The organism is Streptomyces sp. NPDC101151 (assembly GCF_044768335.1).
In the GTDB taxonomy this organism is placed as follows: Bacteria; Actinomycetota; Actinomycetes; order Streptomycetales; family Streptomycetaceae; genus Streptomyces.
Window position 1 is genome coordinate 36,789 of record NZ_JBIWPP010000025.1, and the last position, 15,756, is coordinate 52,544.

Annotated in this window: 13 protein-coding genes and 2 pseudogenes; 9 read left to right on the forward strand and 6 right to left on the reverse strand. The window is 73.3% G+C overall.

All coding sequences use genetic code 11. From position 1 onward, the window contains the following. Positions 1 to 108: 108 nt before the first annotated feature. Both ACIRU3_RS33635 and ACIRU3_RS33640 read left to right on the forward strand, forming a co-directional pair. Positions 109 to 750, forward strand: a complete 642-nt coding sequence (locus tag ACIRU3_RS33635; protein ID WP_404064515.1) for a class I SAM-dependent methyltransferase — start codon at positions 109 to 111, stop codon at positions 748 to 750. A 73-nt stretch (positions 751 to 823) separates the two neighbouring features. Continuing rightward, complete coding sequence (locus ACIRU3_RS33640; RefSeq protein ID WP_404064517.1) at positions 824 to 1,522, forward strand: lipoprotein; 699 nt, start codon at positions 824 to 826, stop codon at positions 1,520 to 1,522. Positions 1,523 to 1,552: 30 nt separating this feature from the next. Here the strand turns inward: ACIRU3_RS33640 and ACIRU3_RS33645 are convergent. Beyond that, a pseudogene (locus ACIRU3_RS33645) lies at positions 1,553 to 2,193 on the reverse strand (GNAT family N-acetyltransferase); the annotation flags it as partial. A 123-nt stretch (positions 2,194 to 2,316) separates the two neighbouring features. Then, entirely contained in the window at positions 2,317 to 4,278 is a 1,962-nt protein-coding gene (locus ACIRU3_RS33650; RefSeq protein WP_404064712.1) for a DUF1996 domain-containing protein, read from the reverse strand. Positions 4,279 to 4,757: 479 nt separating this feature from the next. On the opposite strand from ACIRU3_RS33650, the gene ACIRU3_RS33655 reads away from it, so the two are divergent. Further along, complete coding sequence (locus ACIRU3_RS33655) at positions 4,758 to 6,353, forward strand: NlpC/P60 family protein (RefSeq protein ID WP_404064520.1); 1,596 nt, start codon at positions 4,758 to 4,760, stop codon at positions 6,351 to 6,353. 22 nt (positions 6,354 to 6,375) lie between these two features. Here the strand turns inward: ACIRU3_RS33655 and ACIRU3_RS33660 are convergent, their stop codons facing one another. Then, positions 6,376 to 7,437 carry an NAD-dependent epimerase/dehydratase family protein gene (locus ACIRU3_RS33660; protein WP_404064523.1) on the reverse strand — a complete coding sequence of 354 codons (1,062 nt, stop codon included), beginning with the start codon at positions 7,435 to 7,437 and terminating at the stop codon, positions 6,376 to 6,378. 242 nt (positions 7,438 to 7,679) lie between these two features. On the opposite strand from ACIRU3_RS33660, the gene ACIRU3_RS33665 reads away from it, so the two are divergent. Both ACIRU3_RS33665 and ACIRU3_RS33670 read left to right on the forward strand, forming a co-directional pair. Continuing rightward, positions 7,680 to 9,044 carry an FAD-dependent oxidoreductase gene (locus ACIRU3_RS33665; RefSeq protein ID WP_404064526.1) on the forward strand — a complete coding sequence of 455 codons (1,365 nt, stop codon included), beginning with the start codon at positions 7,680 to 7,682 and terminating at the stop codon, positions 9,042 to 9,044. Positions 9,045 to 9,156: 112 nt separating this feature from the next. After that, on the forward strand, positions 9,157 to 10,122 hold the full coding sequence (locus ACIRU3_RS33670; RefSeq protein ID WP_404064529.1) for a DUF1152 domain-containing protein: 966 nt from the start codon (positions 9,157 to 9,159) through the stop codon (positions 10,120 to 10,122). Between the two features lie 15 nt (positions 10,123 to 10,137). Here the strand turns inward: ACIRU3_RS33670 and ACIRU3_RS33675 are convergent, their stop codons facing one another. Then, positions 10,138 to 11,154, reverse strand: a complete 1,017-nt coding sequence (locus ACIRU3_RS33675; RefSeq protein ID WP_404064532.1) for a hypothetical protein — start codon at positions 11,152 to 11,154, stop codon at positions 10,138 to 10,140. Further along, positions 11,151 to 11,528 carry a PadR family transcriptional regulator gene (locus tag ACIRU3_RS33680; protein WP_404064715.1) on the reverse strand — a complete coding sequence of 126 codons (378 nt, stop codon included), beginning with the start codon at positions 11,526 to 11,528 and terminating at the stop codon, positions 11,151 to 11,153. The genes ACIRU3_RS33675 and ACIRU3_RS33680 overlap by 4 nt, the downstream gene beginning before the upstream one ends. 352 nt (positions 11,529 to 11,880) lie before the next feature. Between ACIRU3_RS33680 and ACIRU3_RS33685 the strand changes: the two genes are divergently transcribed. The 4 genes and pseudogenes from ACIRU3_RS33685 to ACIRU3_RS33700 all read left to right on the forward strand — a co-directional run. Beyond that, positions 11,881 to 13,062, forward strand: a complete 1,182-nt coding sequence (locus tag ACIRU3_RS33685; RefSeq protein ID WP_404064534.1) for a hypothetical protein — start codon at positions 11,881 to 11,883, stop codon at positions 13,060 to 13,062. A 22-nt stretch (positions 13,063 to 13,084) separates the two neighbouring features. Then, on the forward strand, positions 13,085 to 13,372 hold the full coding sequence (locus ACIRU3_RS33690; protein WP_404064537.1) for a YkvA family protein: 288 nt from the start codon (positions 13,085 to 13,087) through the stop codon (positions 13,370 to 13,372). 38 nt (positions 13,373 to 13,410) lie between these two features. Beyond that, complete coding sequence (locus tag ACIRU3_RS33695; RefSeq protein ID WP_404064540.1) at positions 13,411 to 13,629, forward strand: hypothetical protein; 219 nt, start codon at positions 13,411 to 13,413, stop codon at positions 13,627 to 13,629. A 36-nt stretch (positions 13,630 to 13,665) separates the two neighbouring features. Beyond that, a pseudogene (locus ACIRU3_RS33700) lies at positions 13,666 to 13,824 on the forward strand (2-phosphosulfolactate phosphatase); the annotation flags it as partial. Between the two features lie 432 nt (positions 13,825 to 14,256). On the opposite strand, the gene ACIRU3_RS33705 reads toward ACIRU3_RS33700, so the two are convergent. Beyond that, positions 14,257 to 15,381, reverse strand: coding sequence for a hypothetical protein (locus ACIRU3_RS33705; protein WP_404064543.1), 1,125 nt, complete (start codon positions 15,379 to 15,381; stop codon positions 14,257 to 14,259). Positions 15,382 to 15,756: the final 375 nt, after the last annotated feature.

Below are 15,756 nucleotides of genomic sequence, written 5' to 3' on the forward strand. Positions count from 1 at the left end.
CCCTGCCGGTGCCGCGGCCCGCAAACGGTGCCCGGCGCGCGTCGTTGTGGGCCCCGGGCCGGGGTGCGACGATGCCGGGCAGTTGCACGGGACACGGGAGGAACAGTCTTGGGCGAGAACGATCAGCGGGCACCGGCCGCCGTGGTGTTCGACGCGCTGGGTCTCGACTACGAGAAGGCGTTCGCCTCCTCCGAGGCGCACCGGGCGTCGCTCCAGTGGCTGCTGGAGCGCCTGGAGCCGGGCAGCCGGGTGCTGGACGTGGGCAGCGGGACGGGCCGGCCGACCGCGCAGACCCTCACCGAGGCGGGGCACAGTGTGCTGGGCGTCGACGTCTCCCCGGTCATGGTGGATCTCGCCGCGCGCCAGGTGCCACAGGCGGAGTTCCGGCTCGCGGACATCCGTGAACTGCCGCTCGCCGAGGGCTCGTTCGACGCGGTGTGCGTGTATTTCTCGCTGCTGCAGATGTCCCGCGCCGAGCAGTCGGCCGTCGTACGGACCGTGGCGCGTGCCCTGCGGCCCGGCGGGCTCGCGGTGCTGGCCACCGTCCCCCTCGACGTGGAGGCCGTCGACGGGGTGTTCATGGGGCAGCCGGTGCGGGTGACGAGCTTCGCCGCCGAGGACTTCACGGACCTGGTCACCGGGGCGGGCCTGACGGTGCTGTCCGAGGAGCACGCCACCTTCGCCCCGGCCCACCCCGCAGCCGTCCCGGAGCCGCACCTGTTCCTGCACTGCAGGCGTGAAGGGGACTGAGCCCGCTTATTGCGTACGGCGATGTCGGTGCCCTCGGTTACAGTGGCCGCCCTGAGCAGGAGGGGAGACAAGAGTGCAGGTCAGGGTGGGGGCAGTGCGGGGCCGAGTGCTGCAGGCGGTGGTGTTGGTGGCCGTTCTGGGAGGTTGTTCGCAGTCGCCGGGTGCAGAGGGGAAGGCGTCGGGGAGCCCGTCCGCCGAGGCCGGGGGCGCGGGAGCGGAGAGTACGGTCGCCGCGAGCGGGGGCACGATCGGCGCCGCCGGGTCGGCCTGCGAACTTCCCGTCAGCTTCGACATCGCCAAGCAGTGGAGGGCCAAGGCGGTCGACGCCGAGAAGGAGCTGTCCAAGACGTCGAGCGGGTCGGACGACGACCTCTCGGGAGCGCTTGCCGACGCTTTCCTCCGGCAGGGACCGGTCACCACCGCCTGCGAGATCGACGCCAAGCCGGCCGGCAACATCGGCTTCCTGCGGGTGTGGACCGGCAGGCCGGGCGATGCCGACGCGCGCACGGTCCTGCGGCAGTTCGTCGCCGCAGAGGACAACGTCAGCAAGGAGAAGTACCGCTCCTTCAAGACGGGCGGCGGCCTCTCCGCCGTCGAGGTGGAGTACCTCTACACGAGCAAGCTCCTGGAGGAGACGAAGAAGGAGAGCGCGCTCGCGGTCTCCACGCCCGACGGCCCGGTCGTGCTGCACCTCGGCGGGATGGACACCGAGGAGCACGAGGCGATGGTGCCCGCGTACGAGCTCGCCAAGCGGACCCTGCGGGTCGGCTGACGGCCACGGTCCGGCGGGTCGGTCCGGGGTCGTGGTCCGGCCCGGGCAGGTGAGGGGGCCGGGGTCCGCGACCGGGATCTCGTGGAAGCCGCGCCGGTCGTAGAACGCGCGGGCGGCCGTGCTGACGGTGACCATGCCGAGGTGGACGGCCGGAACGCCCGGTCCGTGCAGGGCGTCGAGCAGCTGGCAGGCAACTGACGGCCGTGGCCGCGCCCCTGCCAGGGCGGCAGCAGGTCGATGTGCAGGTGGGCGGGGTACGCGGCGAGTTCGGTGACGAGCATGCGTTCCGGGCGGTGCAGGAGGACGATCATCTCCTCGGCGGGTGTGCGGGGCGGCGCGGTGGGCTCCGGACAGCGGTCGGCCGGCCGGGGGATCCAGGTCCGCCGGAAGCCCTTGACGAACCGCTCGGTGTCCGCCGTCCCGACGACGTACCCCACCGCCCGGCCTTCGCCGTCGTCGAGGACGAAGGCGAGGTCCGGGTCGAGGTGGCAGTACGGCTCGGCGAAGATCGACGGCATCGGGCGCAGGTCTGGGTACAGGGCGCGGGAGTCGCCGCCGTTGTGTGCGGTGCGGACGCAGAAGCCGGCGACGGCGTCGCGGTCGCCGGGGCGGTACGGCCGGACAGCGGGACGGTACGGCCGGACAGCGGGACGAGGGTCCTTGGGTGGCATGGGGACGTCCTCATGCGCATGAGAGCGCTCCCCCCACACAAGGGCCCGGGGTTCTCTCCGGAGCGCAACGGCGGCCCCACCGCTGAAGGGTGGAGCCGCCGTCAGTGCGTCCGTGAGGTGCGGTCAGTACCGCAGACGCCTGGCCCGGAGCAGCATCACCAGGCCGGAGAGAGCGAGGAGCGTGCCGATGGCCGCGGGCCACAGGTGCGCTCCGGTCTCGGCGAGGCCGCCCTGCGCTTGGGGTTCCGTCTGTGCGGCCGGGGGCTGGGTCCGGCTGCCGGCCGGCGTCCGGGTGGCCTGGCCGACCTCACCGCCGCCCGAGTCGGACGATGCGGCCGGGGCGGCCTTGGCGGACTCGGTCTGCTTGCCCTGCTTCGCGGGCTTGCCGTGCTTGGTGGTGTTCGCCGGCTCGGTCGTCGTGTACGTCTTCGGCTCCTGCGCCGGGCCGGAGGAGGCCGGAGCCGGAGCGGCCGGGGCACTCGTTCCGGGGTCCGCCGTGGCGCCGTCGCCCGGGTTGTCCGTGGCGCCGTCGCCCGGGTCGTCCGTGGCACCGTCGCCCGGGTCGTCCGTGGCACCGTCGCCCGGGTCGTCCGTAGCGCCGTCGCCGGGGTTCTGGCTCGGGGCCTCCGTGGCACCGGAGTCGTCGCCACGGGCTCCGCAGGTACGGCCGGAGTTGATGCAGTCGACCATCTCGCTCATCAGGTCCTCGTCGAAGACGTTGATGAAGTCGCCGTGGTCGGTGACCGGCTTGTGCAGCTGCTCGGGGAAGGAGTCCACGGCGAAGAGCGGTACCGTCCGCCCACCGTCGTTCAGGCTCGGCGCGTCGACGTCGTAGACGATGCGCTGCACCAGCTGCGGGATCGCCTCGAAGCCCTGGGGGCAGGAGCCGTCGGGGCTCGCGAAGGCCACGTGGGTGCGGTGGTTGGCGCTGTCGATGTTGCGGCCGTCCCAGCAGCTCTGGAAGTGGAAGGAGCGCACCACGTCGCTGCCGGACGGGCACAGCGGGTACTTGTCCTTCAGCTGACGGTCCTCGAAGCCGGTGCAGCTCCACGAGGCGTTCGCGTTGGCGGGGCCGTTGACGAAAGCCTTGGCGTCGCCGGTGATGATGCGGAGCAGACGCGGCATCTCGGTGACCTTGCCCAGCGGGCTGCCCTCGAACGTCAGCGTCACGGCCTTGGGCGTGACGATCTGGCCGGCGTTGCCCTCCGTGCCGCCGCCCGGCGCGCCCGCGTCCCGTTCCTGCTTGCCGTTCTGCAGGCGCAGCACCGGCCAGTAGTACGTGGACTTGTCGCCCTGGTCCACGCAGCTGGTGTCGGCGTTGGCCAGGTCCTCGTCGCTGGCGAAGGCGTTGTTGGACTGGTTGCCGATGTAGTCGTGGAAGTGGTGGGCTCCGTTGGACACACCGGGGGCGACGATCACGTTGTCGGAGTTGAACAGGCCGCCCTCGTTGACGCCGCACTCGGAGGTGAAGGTGCCGCGCGAGGCGTCGGCCTGCTGGGCCGGTTGCGGCACGTTGGGCTGCACGGAGGTGATGTCCGCGTAGTCGGAGGCGACGGGCCCGTTGCCGCCCTGGCCCGCGCCGTTCTGGCCCTGGCCCTCGCCCTGTTGCGCTCCGTCGCCCTGGGTGGCACCGCTCTGGCCGGCGCCGCCGTTCTCGTCGCCCGCGCCGTCCTGGCCGGGGCGCAGGGTGCAGGCGGCCAGGGATTCCAGTCCCTCCGGACGGTCCCCGACCCGGTCGATGGCGACGGCGATGCGCTCGATCGTCGCCGCCCGCTTCTCCTTCAGCGGGTTCATGATCGAGCCGTCGGCGGATGCCGGATCCTTGCGGACGGACTCTGCCGACGCCTGGAGCTGCTGGTAGGCGCCCGCTGTCTGCTGGTCCAGCTGGGCGAGTTCGCGGTCGACGTCGGCGCGGGCCTCGTCCGGCACCGACGTCAGCCGGCTGCCGACATCCGGACAGTCGATCGTGGCCATGCCCGCGGACTTGACCTGTCCGGTCGCGTCCGGGCCGCCCTCTCCGCCCCAGGTCCCCTCGCTGGCCGAGGCATAGACGTTCACGGCGACGAGCCCTCCGCCGCCCAGCATCAGGGCGACCGCTGCGAGGGTCGCGCGTCGTGCGCCGGTCGGGCGTCTGCGCCTGTTGCGTACCAAGGTCTTCCCCTTGCGTGGAGCGGTCGGTCGGGCATGGAGTTCCCCCGCCCCGTACGGATGACGGTGCGCGTGTGTTCAACCGGATCGAAAATTAACAGGAACCTCATAGGAAGCCGTGGCCACGGTGCCGTCCGGCACATACGGCAACTCGGCGTCGGGACCTGGCCCGCAAGAAGGGCAACCCACCTTCCCACTCGAACGCCACGGCGAACATCACAAATATGTATCGGACATTCCGCCCTTCAACCTTCACATGAGGGACACAAGTTGGCTAGGTTGACGCCTGGCCGCCCGGCCGTCCCCTGCGAATCCGCCGTGGCGTCCTGGGCACCGGGGCTCGACCGGCTCCGGGATCGGCTCAACCGCCCTGTGGGGCCAACTGCCCTGTGGGGCAAGGAAGGAGCACGTCTTCCATGGCGCCGGAGAGCCGCGACGAGGTACGGCAGCGGATCGACTCCCTCTACGAGCAGGCCGAGAACGCGACGGGAAACTACAACGCGACGCGGGCCATGTCGGTGGCGACACGTACGAGGGGTGTCCCGCTGGCCAAGAGGTCCGGCCGGGGCTCCGATCCCGCTCTGGACGCGGTGGCCCGGCAGTGGTTCGACGGGGCGCGCGCCCAGCTCGGGCCGACGGTGCCCGCCGTGCTCCCCGCCGACCGGCAGCCCGTCCGCCCGGCGCCGGCCCGCTCCCTGGACCGGGCGGACGGCGGTGCCCGGCAGCCCATGGATGCCGGACTGCCCGAATTGGCACCCGGGCCGGCGGGCCGCTCCGCCCAGCGCGCGGTGGCCGAACTGACGGCCGGACCTTCGGCGGACCCGGGCGGTCGCCCGAGACCCGCCCTGGAGGCGGGAGGCGCGGGACTGCCCGCCGCCCGGCCCGCTGAACTGCCGGGCCGGCCACTGGAGTTGCCCGGTACGGGCTCATCCGAGCCGACCGCATGGGGTACGGCGGATACGCCGAGCCGAGGCCTGCCCGAGATCTCGGGCCGCGGGACGACCGAGCTGCTCGCCGGGGATGCGCCTCGAACGGGGGGCGCCGGAGCAGCGGATTCCCTCGGCCGCGGTCTCGGTCTCGGTCTGCCGGAACCGGCCGGCCTCGGCCCGGCGGAGACGGCCGTCCTGCCTGCCGCCGCGCTGCCGGCCGTGCAGGCCGCTCCGGTGCAGCAGCCCAGGGAGCTGCCGTTCTCCGCCGCCGCGCCGCGGCACCCCTCCCCCGCGGACTCCAAGTCGAACAACCGGCGCAAGCTCGGCACGGCCCAGGACCTGCTGTCCCGGTACACCGCCCGGTTCGCCGCGCCGGCCCCGTACGCACAACGTGCCTGGGACACCGGTACGGGGCAGCTGGGCCCTGAGCAGCCGTCGGCTCATACGGGCACCGGGCAGTGGCAGCAGCCGCAGTGGACGACGTCCGAGGTGATGGCGGCCCCGAACGCGGCCACCCCCATCTCCGCCGCCCCCCTCACGACCGACACCGGCTCCTTCGTACAACCCTTCAGCGACCCACTCACCGACACCGGCTCCTACGCACAACCCCTCACCAACCCACTCACCGACACCGGCTCCTACGCACAACCCCTCACCAACCCACTCACCGACACCGGCTCGCTCCCCCTCCCTCCGCCCAGCCCCACGCCCCGGTCCCCCCGCGCCGTGCGCGCCGGCAAGGCCATCGCCTTCGCTCGGGCGCAGATCGGGAAGCCGTGCGTGTGGGGTGCGACCGGGCCGGACTCGTACGACTGCTCCAGCCTCACCCAGGCGGCGTGGAAGGCGGCCGGGGTCACGCTGCCGCGTGCCGCGCACCAGCAGGCACTCGCCGGGAGCCCGGTCACGCTCGCCGGCCTCGAACCCGGTGACCTGGTCCTCTTCTTCGGCGACGACCGGCACGTGGGCCTGCACATCGGGGACGGCATGATGGTCCATGCGCCGGGCCCGGGGTCGTACATACGCGAGGAGTCGATCTACGGTGCCGGGGAGTCGGCGATCCACCGGGTGATCCGTCCGGCGTGACACCGCCGACGCGTCGCAGGCGTCAGCCCCGGTGCCGCCGTCGTGCGCGCCAGCTTTCGTAGTGGTCCAGCAGGGTCTCCTCCACCGGCCGGTAGGTGAGACCCAGCTCGTGGATGCTTCGGCTGTTGTCGACACGGAAGCGGACGCCGAGGTGCTTGCGGATGTAGTCCTGGGTGAGTCCGAAGGAGGGCCCCAGGATGCGCACGGGCCAGTGCGGGAGGGCGGTGCGTGGCAGGCGCGGGTCGTAGGGGTGGCGGGTGCGGATGATGCGTGACATCTGGTGGAACGATGTCATGGCGTCGGCCGCCACGATGTAGCGGCCCTCGGCGCGGGGGTTCTCGGCGGCGGCTATGTGCGCGTCGGCCACGTCCCGCACGTCGGCCGTGGTGAAGCTGAAGTCGGGAGCGCCGTAGCAGAAGTAGCCCTGGAACAGCTCGTCGAGCAGGAACAGACTGCCGGACTCGGACGCGGGGGTGAGGGAGGGGCCCAGGATCAGGCCGGGGTTGACGGACACCATGCGCCAGCGGTCCTGTGCCGCTCCGGCGTCCCGGGCGGCGCGTTCCGCGACGGTCTTGGCGTAGTGGTAGGGGTTGTTCTCCACCGTGCTGGTGGTGTTGAAGTACCGCTCGGACAGCACCTGGCCGTCCATGTGCAGGACGTCCGCGTAGTCGCCGAAGACCGCGCCCACGGTGGAGGTGAACACCAGGGTCCGGACCTCCGGGGTCCGCTCGATGCTCGCCAGCACGTTGCGGGTGCCGAGCAGCGCGGGGTCCACCACGTCCCGTCCGGCGTCCCTGATCCGCTCGGGCATGAGGAACGGCGAGGCCACATGGAAGACGACCGGGCAGCCGAGGAACGCCTCGTCGAACGAGCCCTCCGCCAGCAAGTCGGCCTCGAACAGCGCCAGTCGGCCGGGGAACGCCTCCTGCATCTCCCACAGGGGCCGTACCTTCGCCGCGTTCGCGGTGCTGCGCACGGTGGCGCGCACCCGATAGCCCCGCTCCAGCAGCCGCCGTACAAGATGGCTGCCGACGAAGCCGCTGCCGCCGGTCACCACGACGGTCGTCTCGCCGCGTCCGCCCACCCGCCCTCACCCCTCGCTGCCGGTCCCGGTCCGTCGGTGCACCGAGGACAGGGTCGGCCATGCCACGACCGAAGGGGAAGAGAGCGGGGCGCTGGTCCCACATCGAGTCACCATAAGAGACCCCTGGGGAAGTCATAAGATCAGCTTATGACGTCATAGACCGGACCCCCGTACTAACTTAGGTCTGCCTTAGTCTAGGCTTCCCGATCGAGTCTCCTGTTGACGCTCGAAGGGAACTGATCATGCCGCGCCCCCTGCGGGTAGCCATCGTCGGAGCCGGCCCCGCCGGGATCTACGCCGCCGACGCCCTGCTGAAGTCCGAGGTGGCCGCCGAGCCCGGCGTGTCCATCGACCTCTTCGAGCGGATGCCCGCCCCGTTCGGCCTGATCCGGTACGGCGTGGCGCCCGACCACCCGCGCATCAAGGGCATCATCACGGCGCTGCACCAGGTGCTCGACAAGCCCCAGATCCGTCTGTTCGGCAACGTCGACTACCCGACCGACATCAGCCTGGACGACCTGCGCGCCTTCTACGACGCGGTGATCTTCTCCACCGGCGCGACGGCCGACCGGGAGCTGCCCGTCGCCGGCATCGACCTGGACGGTTCCTACGGCGCCGCCGACTTCGTCTCCTGGTACGACGGTCACCCGGACGTACCGCGCACCTGGCCGCTCGAGGCCGAGAAGGTCGCCGTGCTCGGCGTCGGCAACGTGGCGCTCGACGTGGCCCGGATCCTCGCCAAGACGGCGGACGAGCTGCTGCCGACCGAGATACCGCCGAACGTCCACGACGGCCTGAAGGCGAACAGGGCCAAGGAGATCCACGTCTTCGGCCGCCGCGGCCCGGCACAGGCCAAGTTCAGCCCGATGGAGCTGCGCGAGCTGGACCACTCCCCCAACATCGAGGTCATCGTCGACCCCGAGGACATCGACTACGACGAGGGCTCGATCGAGACCCGGCGCGGCAACAAGCAGGCCGACATGGTCGCCAAGACCCTGGAGAACTGGGCGATCCGGGACGTCGGCGACCGGCCGCACAAGCTGTTCCTCCACTTCTTCGAGTCGCCCACGGAGATCCTCGGCGAGGACGGCGAGGTCGTCGGACTGCGCACCGAGCGCACCGTCCTCGACGGCACCGGCAACGTCAAGGGCACCGGCGAGTTCAAGGACTGGGACGTCACCGCGGTCTACCGGGCCGTCGGCTACCTCTCCGACAGGCTGCCCAAGCTGCCGTGGGACATCGAGTCCGGCACGGTCCCGGACCAGGGCGGCCGGGTCATCGAGGAGAGCGGCAACCACCTCCGGTCGATGTACGTCACCGGCTGGATCCGGCGCGGCCCGGTCGGTCTGATCGGTCACACCAAGGGCGACGCCAACGAGACCGTGGCCAACCTGCTGGACGACTTCGCGAACGGTCGTCTGCACACCCCGGACTCGCCCGCCCCGGAGGCGGTGGACTCCTTCCTCGCCGAGCGCGACATCCGCTTCACCACCTGGGAGGGCTGGTACAAGCTGGACGCCGCCGAGCGGGCGCTGGGCGAGCCGCAGGGCCGCGAGCGCGTGAAGCTCGTCGAGCGTGAGGACATGCTGCGGGAGAGCGGGGCCTGAGCCTCCTGCTCCAGCGGTCCGTGAGGGGGTCGGCGCCTCGGCGCAGACCCCCCCTTCGCCGTGCCCGGCCCGGGTGAACGGCTCTGCGGAAGGGCCCTGTCAGGGGCCTGCGATGTTCTCCCTCCGTGAGCCCGTACTCTTCACCCGCCTGCGCGAGGCGCGTCGGGTGCTCGTCGCCGGTGCGGGCGGCGGCTTCGACGTCTACGCGGGTCTGCCCCTGGCGTTCGCGTTGCGGTCCGCCGGCGTGGAGGTTCATCTCGCCAATCTGTCCTTCGCGGACCTGTACGGCCTGGACCTGGACTCCTGGATCGAGGAGGACGTCGCCGCCGTCCGCCCGGACACCCCGCTGCGCGGCGACTACTTCCCCGAGCGCGCGCTGGCCCGGTGGCTGGCGGCGCAGGGGCTGCCCGACACCGTGTACTCCTTTCCCCGTACGGGTGTCGAACCGCTGCGGGCCGCCTACCGTGCGCTCCTCGGGCATCTGGGCGGCGTGGACGCCGTCGTCCTGGTGGACGGCGGGACCGACATCCTGATGCGCGGGGACGAGCACGGGCTCGGCACTCCGGAGGAGGACATGGCGAGCCTGGCCGCCGTCGCCGGTCTCGACGAGGTCCCGCACCGGCTGGTGGCCTGCCTCGGCTTCGGGGTGGACGCCCATCACGGTGTCAACCACTCCCTGTTCCTGGAGAACCTCGCCGCGCTGGACCGCGAAGGCGCCTACCTCGGCGCGTTCTCGCTTCCGCGCGACAGCCAGGAGGGCGCCCTCTACCTCGACGCGGTGGCCCACGCCCAGCGGTGCCACGAGAGCCATCCCAGCATCGTCCACGGATCCGTCGCCGCGGCCGTGCGCGGGGACTTCGGCGACGTGCGGTTCACCGAACGCACCCGGAACAGCGAGCTGTTCGTCAATCCGCTGATGGCCCTCTACTTCTGTGTGGACCTGCCCGCGCTGGCCCGCGCCAACCTCTACCTCGACCGGCTGGAGGGCACGGTCCTGATGCGGCAGATCAGCTCGGTGATCGCCGGGTTCCGTGACGAGCTGCCCCGTCAGCGGCCGCCCCGGGCGTTCCCGCACTGAGCCGGGGCGGGCCGATCACGACAGGCCCGGCTCGGCCGCCACGAGGTCCCGGCGGCCGACCACGGCCAGCGCCACGGTCAGCAGGGCCAGTGCGGCCGTCTGCACGAGACCGCCGCCGAGGTATTCGGCGGGCACGGGCAGGTGCAGCCAGGGGTAGAGAGCCGCGACCCGCGCCGCCAGGATCAGCAGGCCGAGGGCGGCCAGGGCCAGCGCCCCGCCGGGCGTCGTGCCGTCACCGCCCCGGGCCTGCCACAGGAGCCAGCCGAGCGCGCCCACGACGAAGCAGCTCGCGGGCGCCCAGGCCAGGTCGGGGACGGCGGGCAGCACCACGACGGACGCGCCCATCACCACGCAGCCGGTCATGAGGACCAGCCCGGGAGAACCGGCGGGCAGCCGTGCCGGGGGCGCGTCCCGGTGATGGGCGGCACAGAGCGCGAGGGCCGGCAGCCAGGCGAGGAGCCCGAAGGCGGTGGCGAACGCCGGGTCCGAAGGGACCGTCGCGCCCGTCAGCGGGCCGAGCAGCGGCCAGAGCGTGGGCACGGCGGCGAGCAGGGCGGCCGCCCGGGCGAGGCGGCGACGGTCGTGCAGAAGGGCGAAGTAGGCCACCGTCCACAGGAGCGGAAGGATCCACTGGGCCGCGGTGACCACTGCGGTGAGCAGTCCCTGGTCGGTGAACTGCGACAGGAACATGTGCCGCTCCGCGCCGCCCCGGCCGGCCGCCCAGGTCAGTTCGAGGACCAGGTCGACGACCGCGGCGGCCGCCTGGATCAGCACGGCGAACAGCGCGAAGAGCCGGACGGCCGAGCCGAGGAGGACGTAGCGGCGCGGCGCCCCGGGCGCTCCCAGCCGGCTGCGCACGGCGAGGGCGGCGATGCTCGCGACCTCGCCGAGGGTGGGGCGGCTCTGGTCCTGCGTGTCGCGGTCCACGTCCCACAGGTACGTCTCGACCATCTCCTCCTCCCGTTCGCGCCGGTAATAGACGGGAAGCAGGCGCAGAACGGCGCGGTAGCGGGATTCCAGCGGCGTGGTCATGCGAAGCCTCCCGCGAGTCCGGGTGCCGTGGGGGGTTCGGGGGCGGTGTCGGCCGGGGCGGCGGCACGGCGGCCCTCGGCGATCCGCCGCTTGGCGGCACCGGCGCCGGCGGCCATCCGCTCCGCCTCGGCGTCGAGGGCCGCCACGCCCTCGTCGGTGAGCCGGTAGTAGCGGCGCAGCCGGCCCTGCTGCACCTCTTCCCGGTCCAGCACGATCAGTCCGTCGGCAGTGAGCCGGTCCAGCACGCCGTACAGGGTGCCGACCCTCAACTGCACCTCCCCGTCGGACAGTTCCTCGACCTCGCGCAGGATGCCGTAGCCGTGCCGCGGCTGATCGGCGAGTGCCGTGAGGACGAAGAACGCCGCTCTGGTCATGTTCCTCGATGCCATGGAAGCAGAATATATCGGCTGCCGATATATATCGAGTGGGCGTGCCCGGCGTACGCAGGAGGGGCCGGTCGGCCGGTGACGGCGAACGGGGCCTGCCCCTGAGCGGATGGGCGGGCGGGCCCCGTTCGAGGGACCATTCTGAGCACCGCGCGACAGCACGGGGACGTGTGAACCACGGTCGCCCGATGCGCACGGCGCGCGCCCCGGGTGCGTGGCGCGCCTCCCGTGCGCGGGGCGTGAGGCCGCCGCGCCACGCCGCCCGGGGCCCCGGCCGACATGAACCGTCACAGAGTGGGGATACTGGAGGGCGCACCCGCCCCCATCAGCAGATTGGCTCATGTCGAACTCCGCCACCGACCACGCCACCATCCCGCAGACCCTCTGGGCGGCCCGTGGCCGCCACTCCGGTCCCGCAGCCGAGGACGTCGTCCGTCGCACCCTGCGCCGCCACCGGGAGAGCGGGGACATCGACGACTTCGCCGAGCCGCCCGTGGCCGACGACTCCACCGAGCAGGTCTTCGAGGCGCGCTGGCGGGCCGGCGGCACGGTGACCGTCCGGGCCCGGCTCACCCTCGTACCGCACCGGACCCGGCCGCAGGAACGGGAGTGGACGCTCGTCGCGGAGGCGGAACGCCCGTGGGACGAGGCCTGGCCCTCCCCCGCGACGCTGTTCTGGCCCGAGGCCGGACCGGCCGACGGCGCCGACGGCGCCTGGGACCACCACCCCACCGTCGCGGGCCTGCGCTTGCGGCAGGTGAACGCGCTGCCCGAGGACGACAAGGAGATGCGGCGCCGGCTGCGGGACGCGGCCCGGCAGGCCTGGTGCGTCAACCTGGTCGTGCACGAGGCGATGACCCCGGACGAGCACGGCCGGCTGCCGCTGGCCCGGCTGCTCCCGGCGGGGCTGCGGCACCGCGTGGTCGAGCACCGGGCCGCGCCGCAGCAGCTGCGCGCCGTCAACTGGGCGCTGAAGGCACTCGGAGTGGAGGTGCCGCGCGGCGGCGCCGTGCTGCTGCCCCCGGACCCGGCACCGGACGGCTTCGACGCCCGGGAGCACAGCGTGCGCAGCGTCTTCCTCGACGGCTCCGAGCCGGCCGAACTCGTCGCGGCCCTGCGGCACTTCGCGGCCCTGCCCCGGCCCCTGCCGCACGGCGCCGGGGAGGCGCTGACGGACCTGCGCGAGAACTGGACCCTGCTGACCCTCCAGGAGGAGCTGGAGCGCGAACGGCACCGGGTCGCCATGTTCACCGAGGCGCTGGAGGCCATGACGAAGTCCCGGGACCTGTACCGGGAGGCCGCCGAGGAGGCCCACCGGGCCCTGGCCGCCTACCGTGACACACCCGCGGCCGCCGCCCTGCCCCGTCGGCCGGAGCTGTTCGGCACCCGGACGCCTTCTCCGCTGCAGCAGTTGACACGGACCTTCGAACGGCTGAAGTTCAGCACGAAGGGTTCGCGCCCGGTGTCCTCCGCGGACGGCACGTCCGACGGCGGCGCCACGGACACCACCGATCCGGCATGAGCCCCGGGAGACAGGAGGCCGCATGGATTCCACCGCGACCCTGCTGGTGATCGCCGCCGTCGTCGCGGTGCTGCTGCTCGCCGTCGCCGTCGGCCTGCTGGTCCGGCTGGTGCGCGCCCGGCGCACGCTGCAGCGGGCCGGGCTGCCCACGGGCCCGCGCTGGGTGTTCTGGGGCGCGGTGCTGTATCTGGTGCTGCCCACCGATCTGCTGCCCGACCCGGTCTACCTGGACGACATCGCGGTCCTGCTCGTCGCGCTGCGCAGCCTGCGGGCCGGCCGCGAGCTGCCGCCCGGGCCCACGGAGTCCTGAAACCGGCCCCGGGCAAGCCCCGGGCACGTCACCAGGGAGTGACGCGGTCCGCCTTCACCGGGATCCCCGAGCGGCCGGCGGCCCGGGATGTCGCCGTCGTCGTCGACGGGATGCGCGCGTTCGCCGTGGCCTCCTGGGCGTTCCGGCGCAGCGCGGCGCGGACCGTCTTCGCCGGTACGCAGGAGGAGGCCCTGGAGCTGAAGGCCGGCCACCCGGAATGGCCGGCGTTTCAGGACCGTCCGCCGGTGCCGGGGTGACCTGCCGACTCACCGGCCCGGCTGCGCTCGCTCGACGTGCGGGGCCGTACGGTCGTACAGACGTCCATCGCCGGGACGGCCGGGGCGCTGTCGGTGGCGGGCGTGCGGCTGCTGCTGTGCGCGAGCTTCGTGGTGGCCGGTGCGGTCGCCGAGGTGCTTCGCCGTGCCCGGCCGGACACGGTGACCTTCGTCGTCAGCGGGGACGGCGGGCGGGCCGAGGAGGACCTGGCCTGCGCCCAGCACATCGCGGCCCGCGCAGGCTCGGCCACCGCCGATCCCGGACCGTATCCGGCTCCACCCCGCCGCACGCCTCGGACCCCGCGCGGCCCGAGCGCTCGAAGGAGGCCGCCGAACAGCCGCCCGGGCGGCCCGGCAAGAAGCCCCCGCACGAGAAGCCGGGACAGGAACACCGGCCGTCCGAGCCGGCGTACGACACCCGGATCGCGGGCCCGGAACTCCGACGCCGCCGCCCGGCTCACCGAGGGCGTGCGGCTCGGCCGGGAGGGGGCCACCCCGAGGATGTGTCCATGTGGCTGGAGGCGGCCACCTTCCCGTTCGCCATCACGGCCGCCCGCACGGTCGGCCGTCCGGTGCTGCGACCGGTCGCAGCGGCCACGGCGCTCTGACTCAACGCCCGTCGGCGATGCGGGCGAGCACCGCCCCGAGGGTGGCGAGCAGCACCGCGAGGGCCGCCAGAGCGGCCGCCGCTGCCGCCGTACCGGCGAGCCACGGCGGGGCCAGTGTCGCGGCCTGGAGCCCCGCCGGGTCCGGCAGACCGAAGCGGCCGGCGATCACCTGCGCCGCGGCGAGCACCGCCGTGACCACCAGTGTCACGGCGGCAGCCGCCAGACGTGCGGGTAGGGCCCGCTCCGGCAGGGCGAGGGCCAGCAGGACGCAGAGCGCCGAGACGAGCAGAGTCGTCTGCAGGACCGGCGGCGACAGGGTGGTCCAGTAGCGCGGCGCGTAGGCCACACCGCAGAGGAACACCAGCAGGGCGGAGACGCGGGCGAGCCATCGCGGCGCCTTGGGCGACCCCCCGTCCGGGGCACGGTCACCGGTCTGCACGGGCCGCGGGCGAGCCTCGTCCGATGCCGGAACGGCAGGCTCGGGCCGTACGGCGGCGGGCTCCGGGACGGCGCGCGCGGGCGGCGCGTCGGCCGGCTCCGGGATCATCGGTTCGGGCGGCGCCGTCTCGGCCGCGGTCCGGTCGGCGGCGAGGCGGGCGATCAGCTCGGCGAGTTCCTCGACGGAGCGGCCGACGGCCAGCGCCTCGACCGCCGCACGCCCGCAGTGGGGCCCCGCCGGAGTGCGGTGCAGCAGTTCCATCAGCCGGGTGACGTCCTCCAGCGGACGGCACTCGGCGGCGGCGCGGATCACGTCGTCGGCGCGGTCGGCGTCCCGGGACGCCTCGGTGAGGAGGGTGACCAGAAGGGCGACGTCCTCGACGGACCGGTCGACGCCGGCCGCGCGCAGCGCGTCGGTCCTGGTCCGGGCGTGGTCGGGCGTGCTTTCCAGCAGGCCGACGAGCCGGACGACGTCCTCCAGCGGGCGGTCGGCCACGGCCGTGTGGACCAGACCGTGCAGCAGGTCGTCGTACCGCTCCTCGTCGTGCGGGGCAGCCTCGGGACTCTCCTGCGGGGGCGGTTCGGGCCGGGATCCGGGGCCGGGGGACGGGGTGGCCACTCCTGGGGCGGGCGGTGCGGCGGATATGACGCAGGAGTCGTCGGGTCGGGGGGACGAAGAGGTGGTCATCTGGGCTCCAGAGGAAGGGTGGGGCCACACCGGCGCCCCCGCGCGCAGGGCACGGAGTCACGTAGTCCATGTCTGGTAGTCCATTACTAGGAGCGCGTACGGGGTTCCGCCACCCGGGTGCGACAGAGGTGTGAGGCGGCGCGCCGCCTGGTCAGCGCGAGCGCGGGGCCGGTGAGGGCGGCCGGGCCGGTGGCGGGCCGGCCGGTCCGGGGCAGCCCCGCGGTGGGCGGCGCGGCGGGCGGCAGGGCCGCGAGCGGCGGTGAGTGCGTTGGCCCCGGCAACCGGGCGTACGGGGCGGATCCCGGACCCTGTCGCCTCGGCCTCGCACCGCCGTCTTGTGCCGCCCGGGTGCCTTTCGCCGTCGAGGTGGCGCAT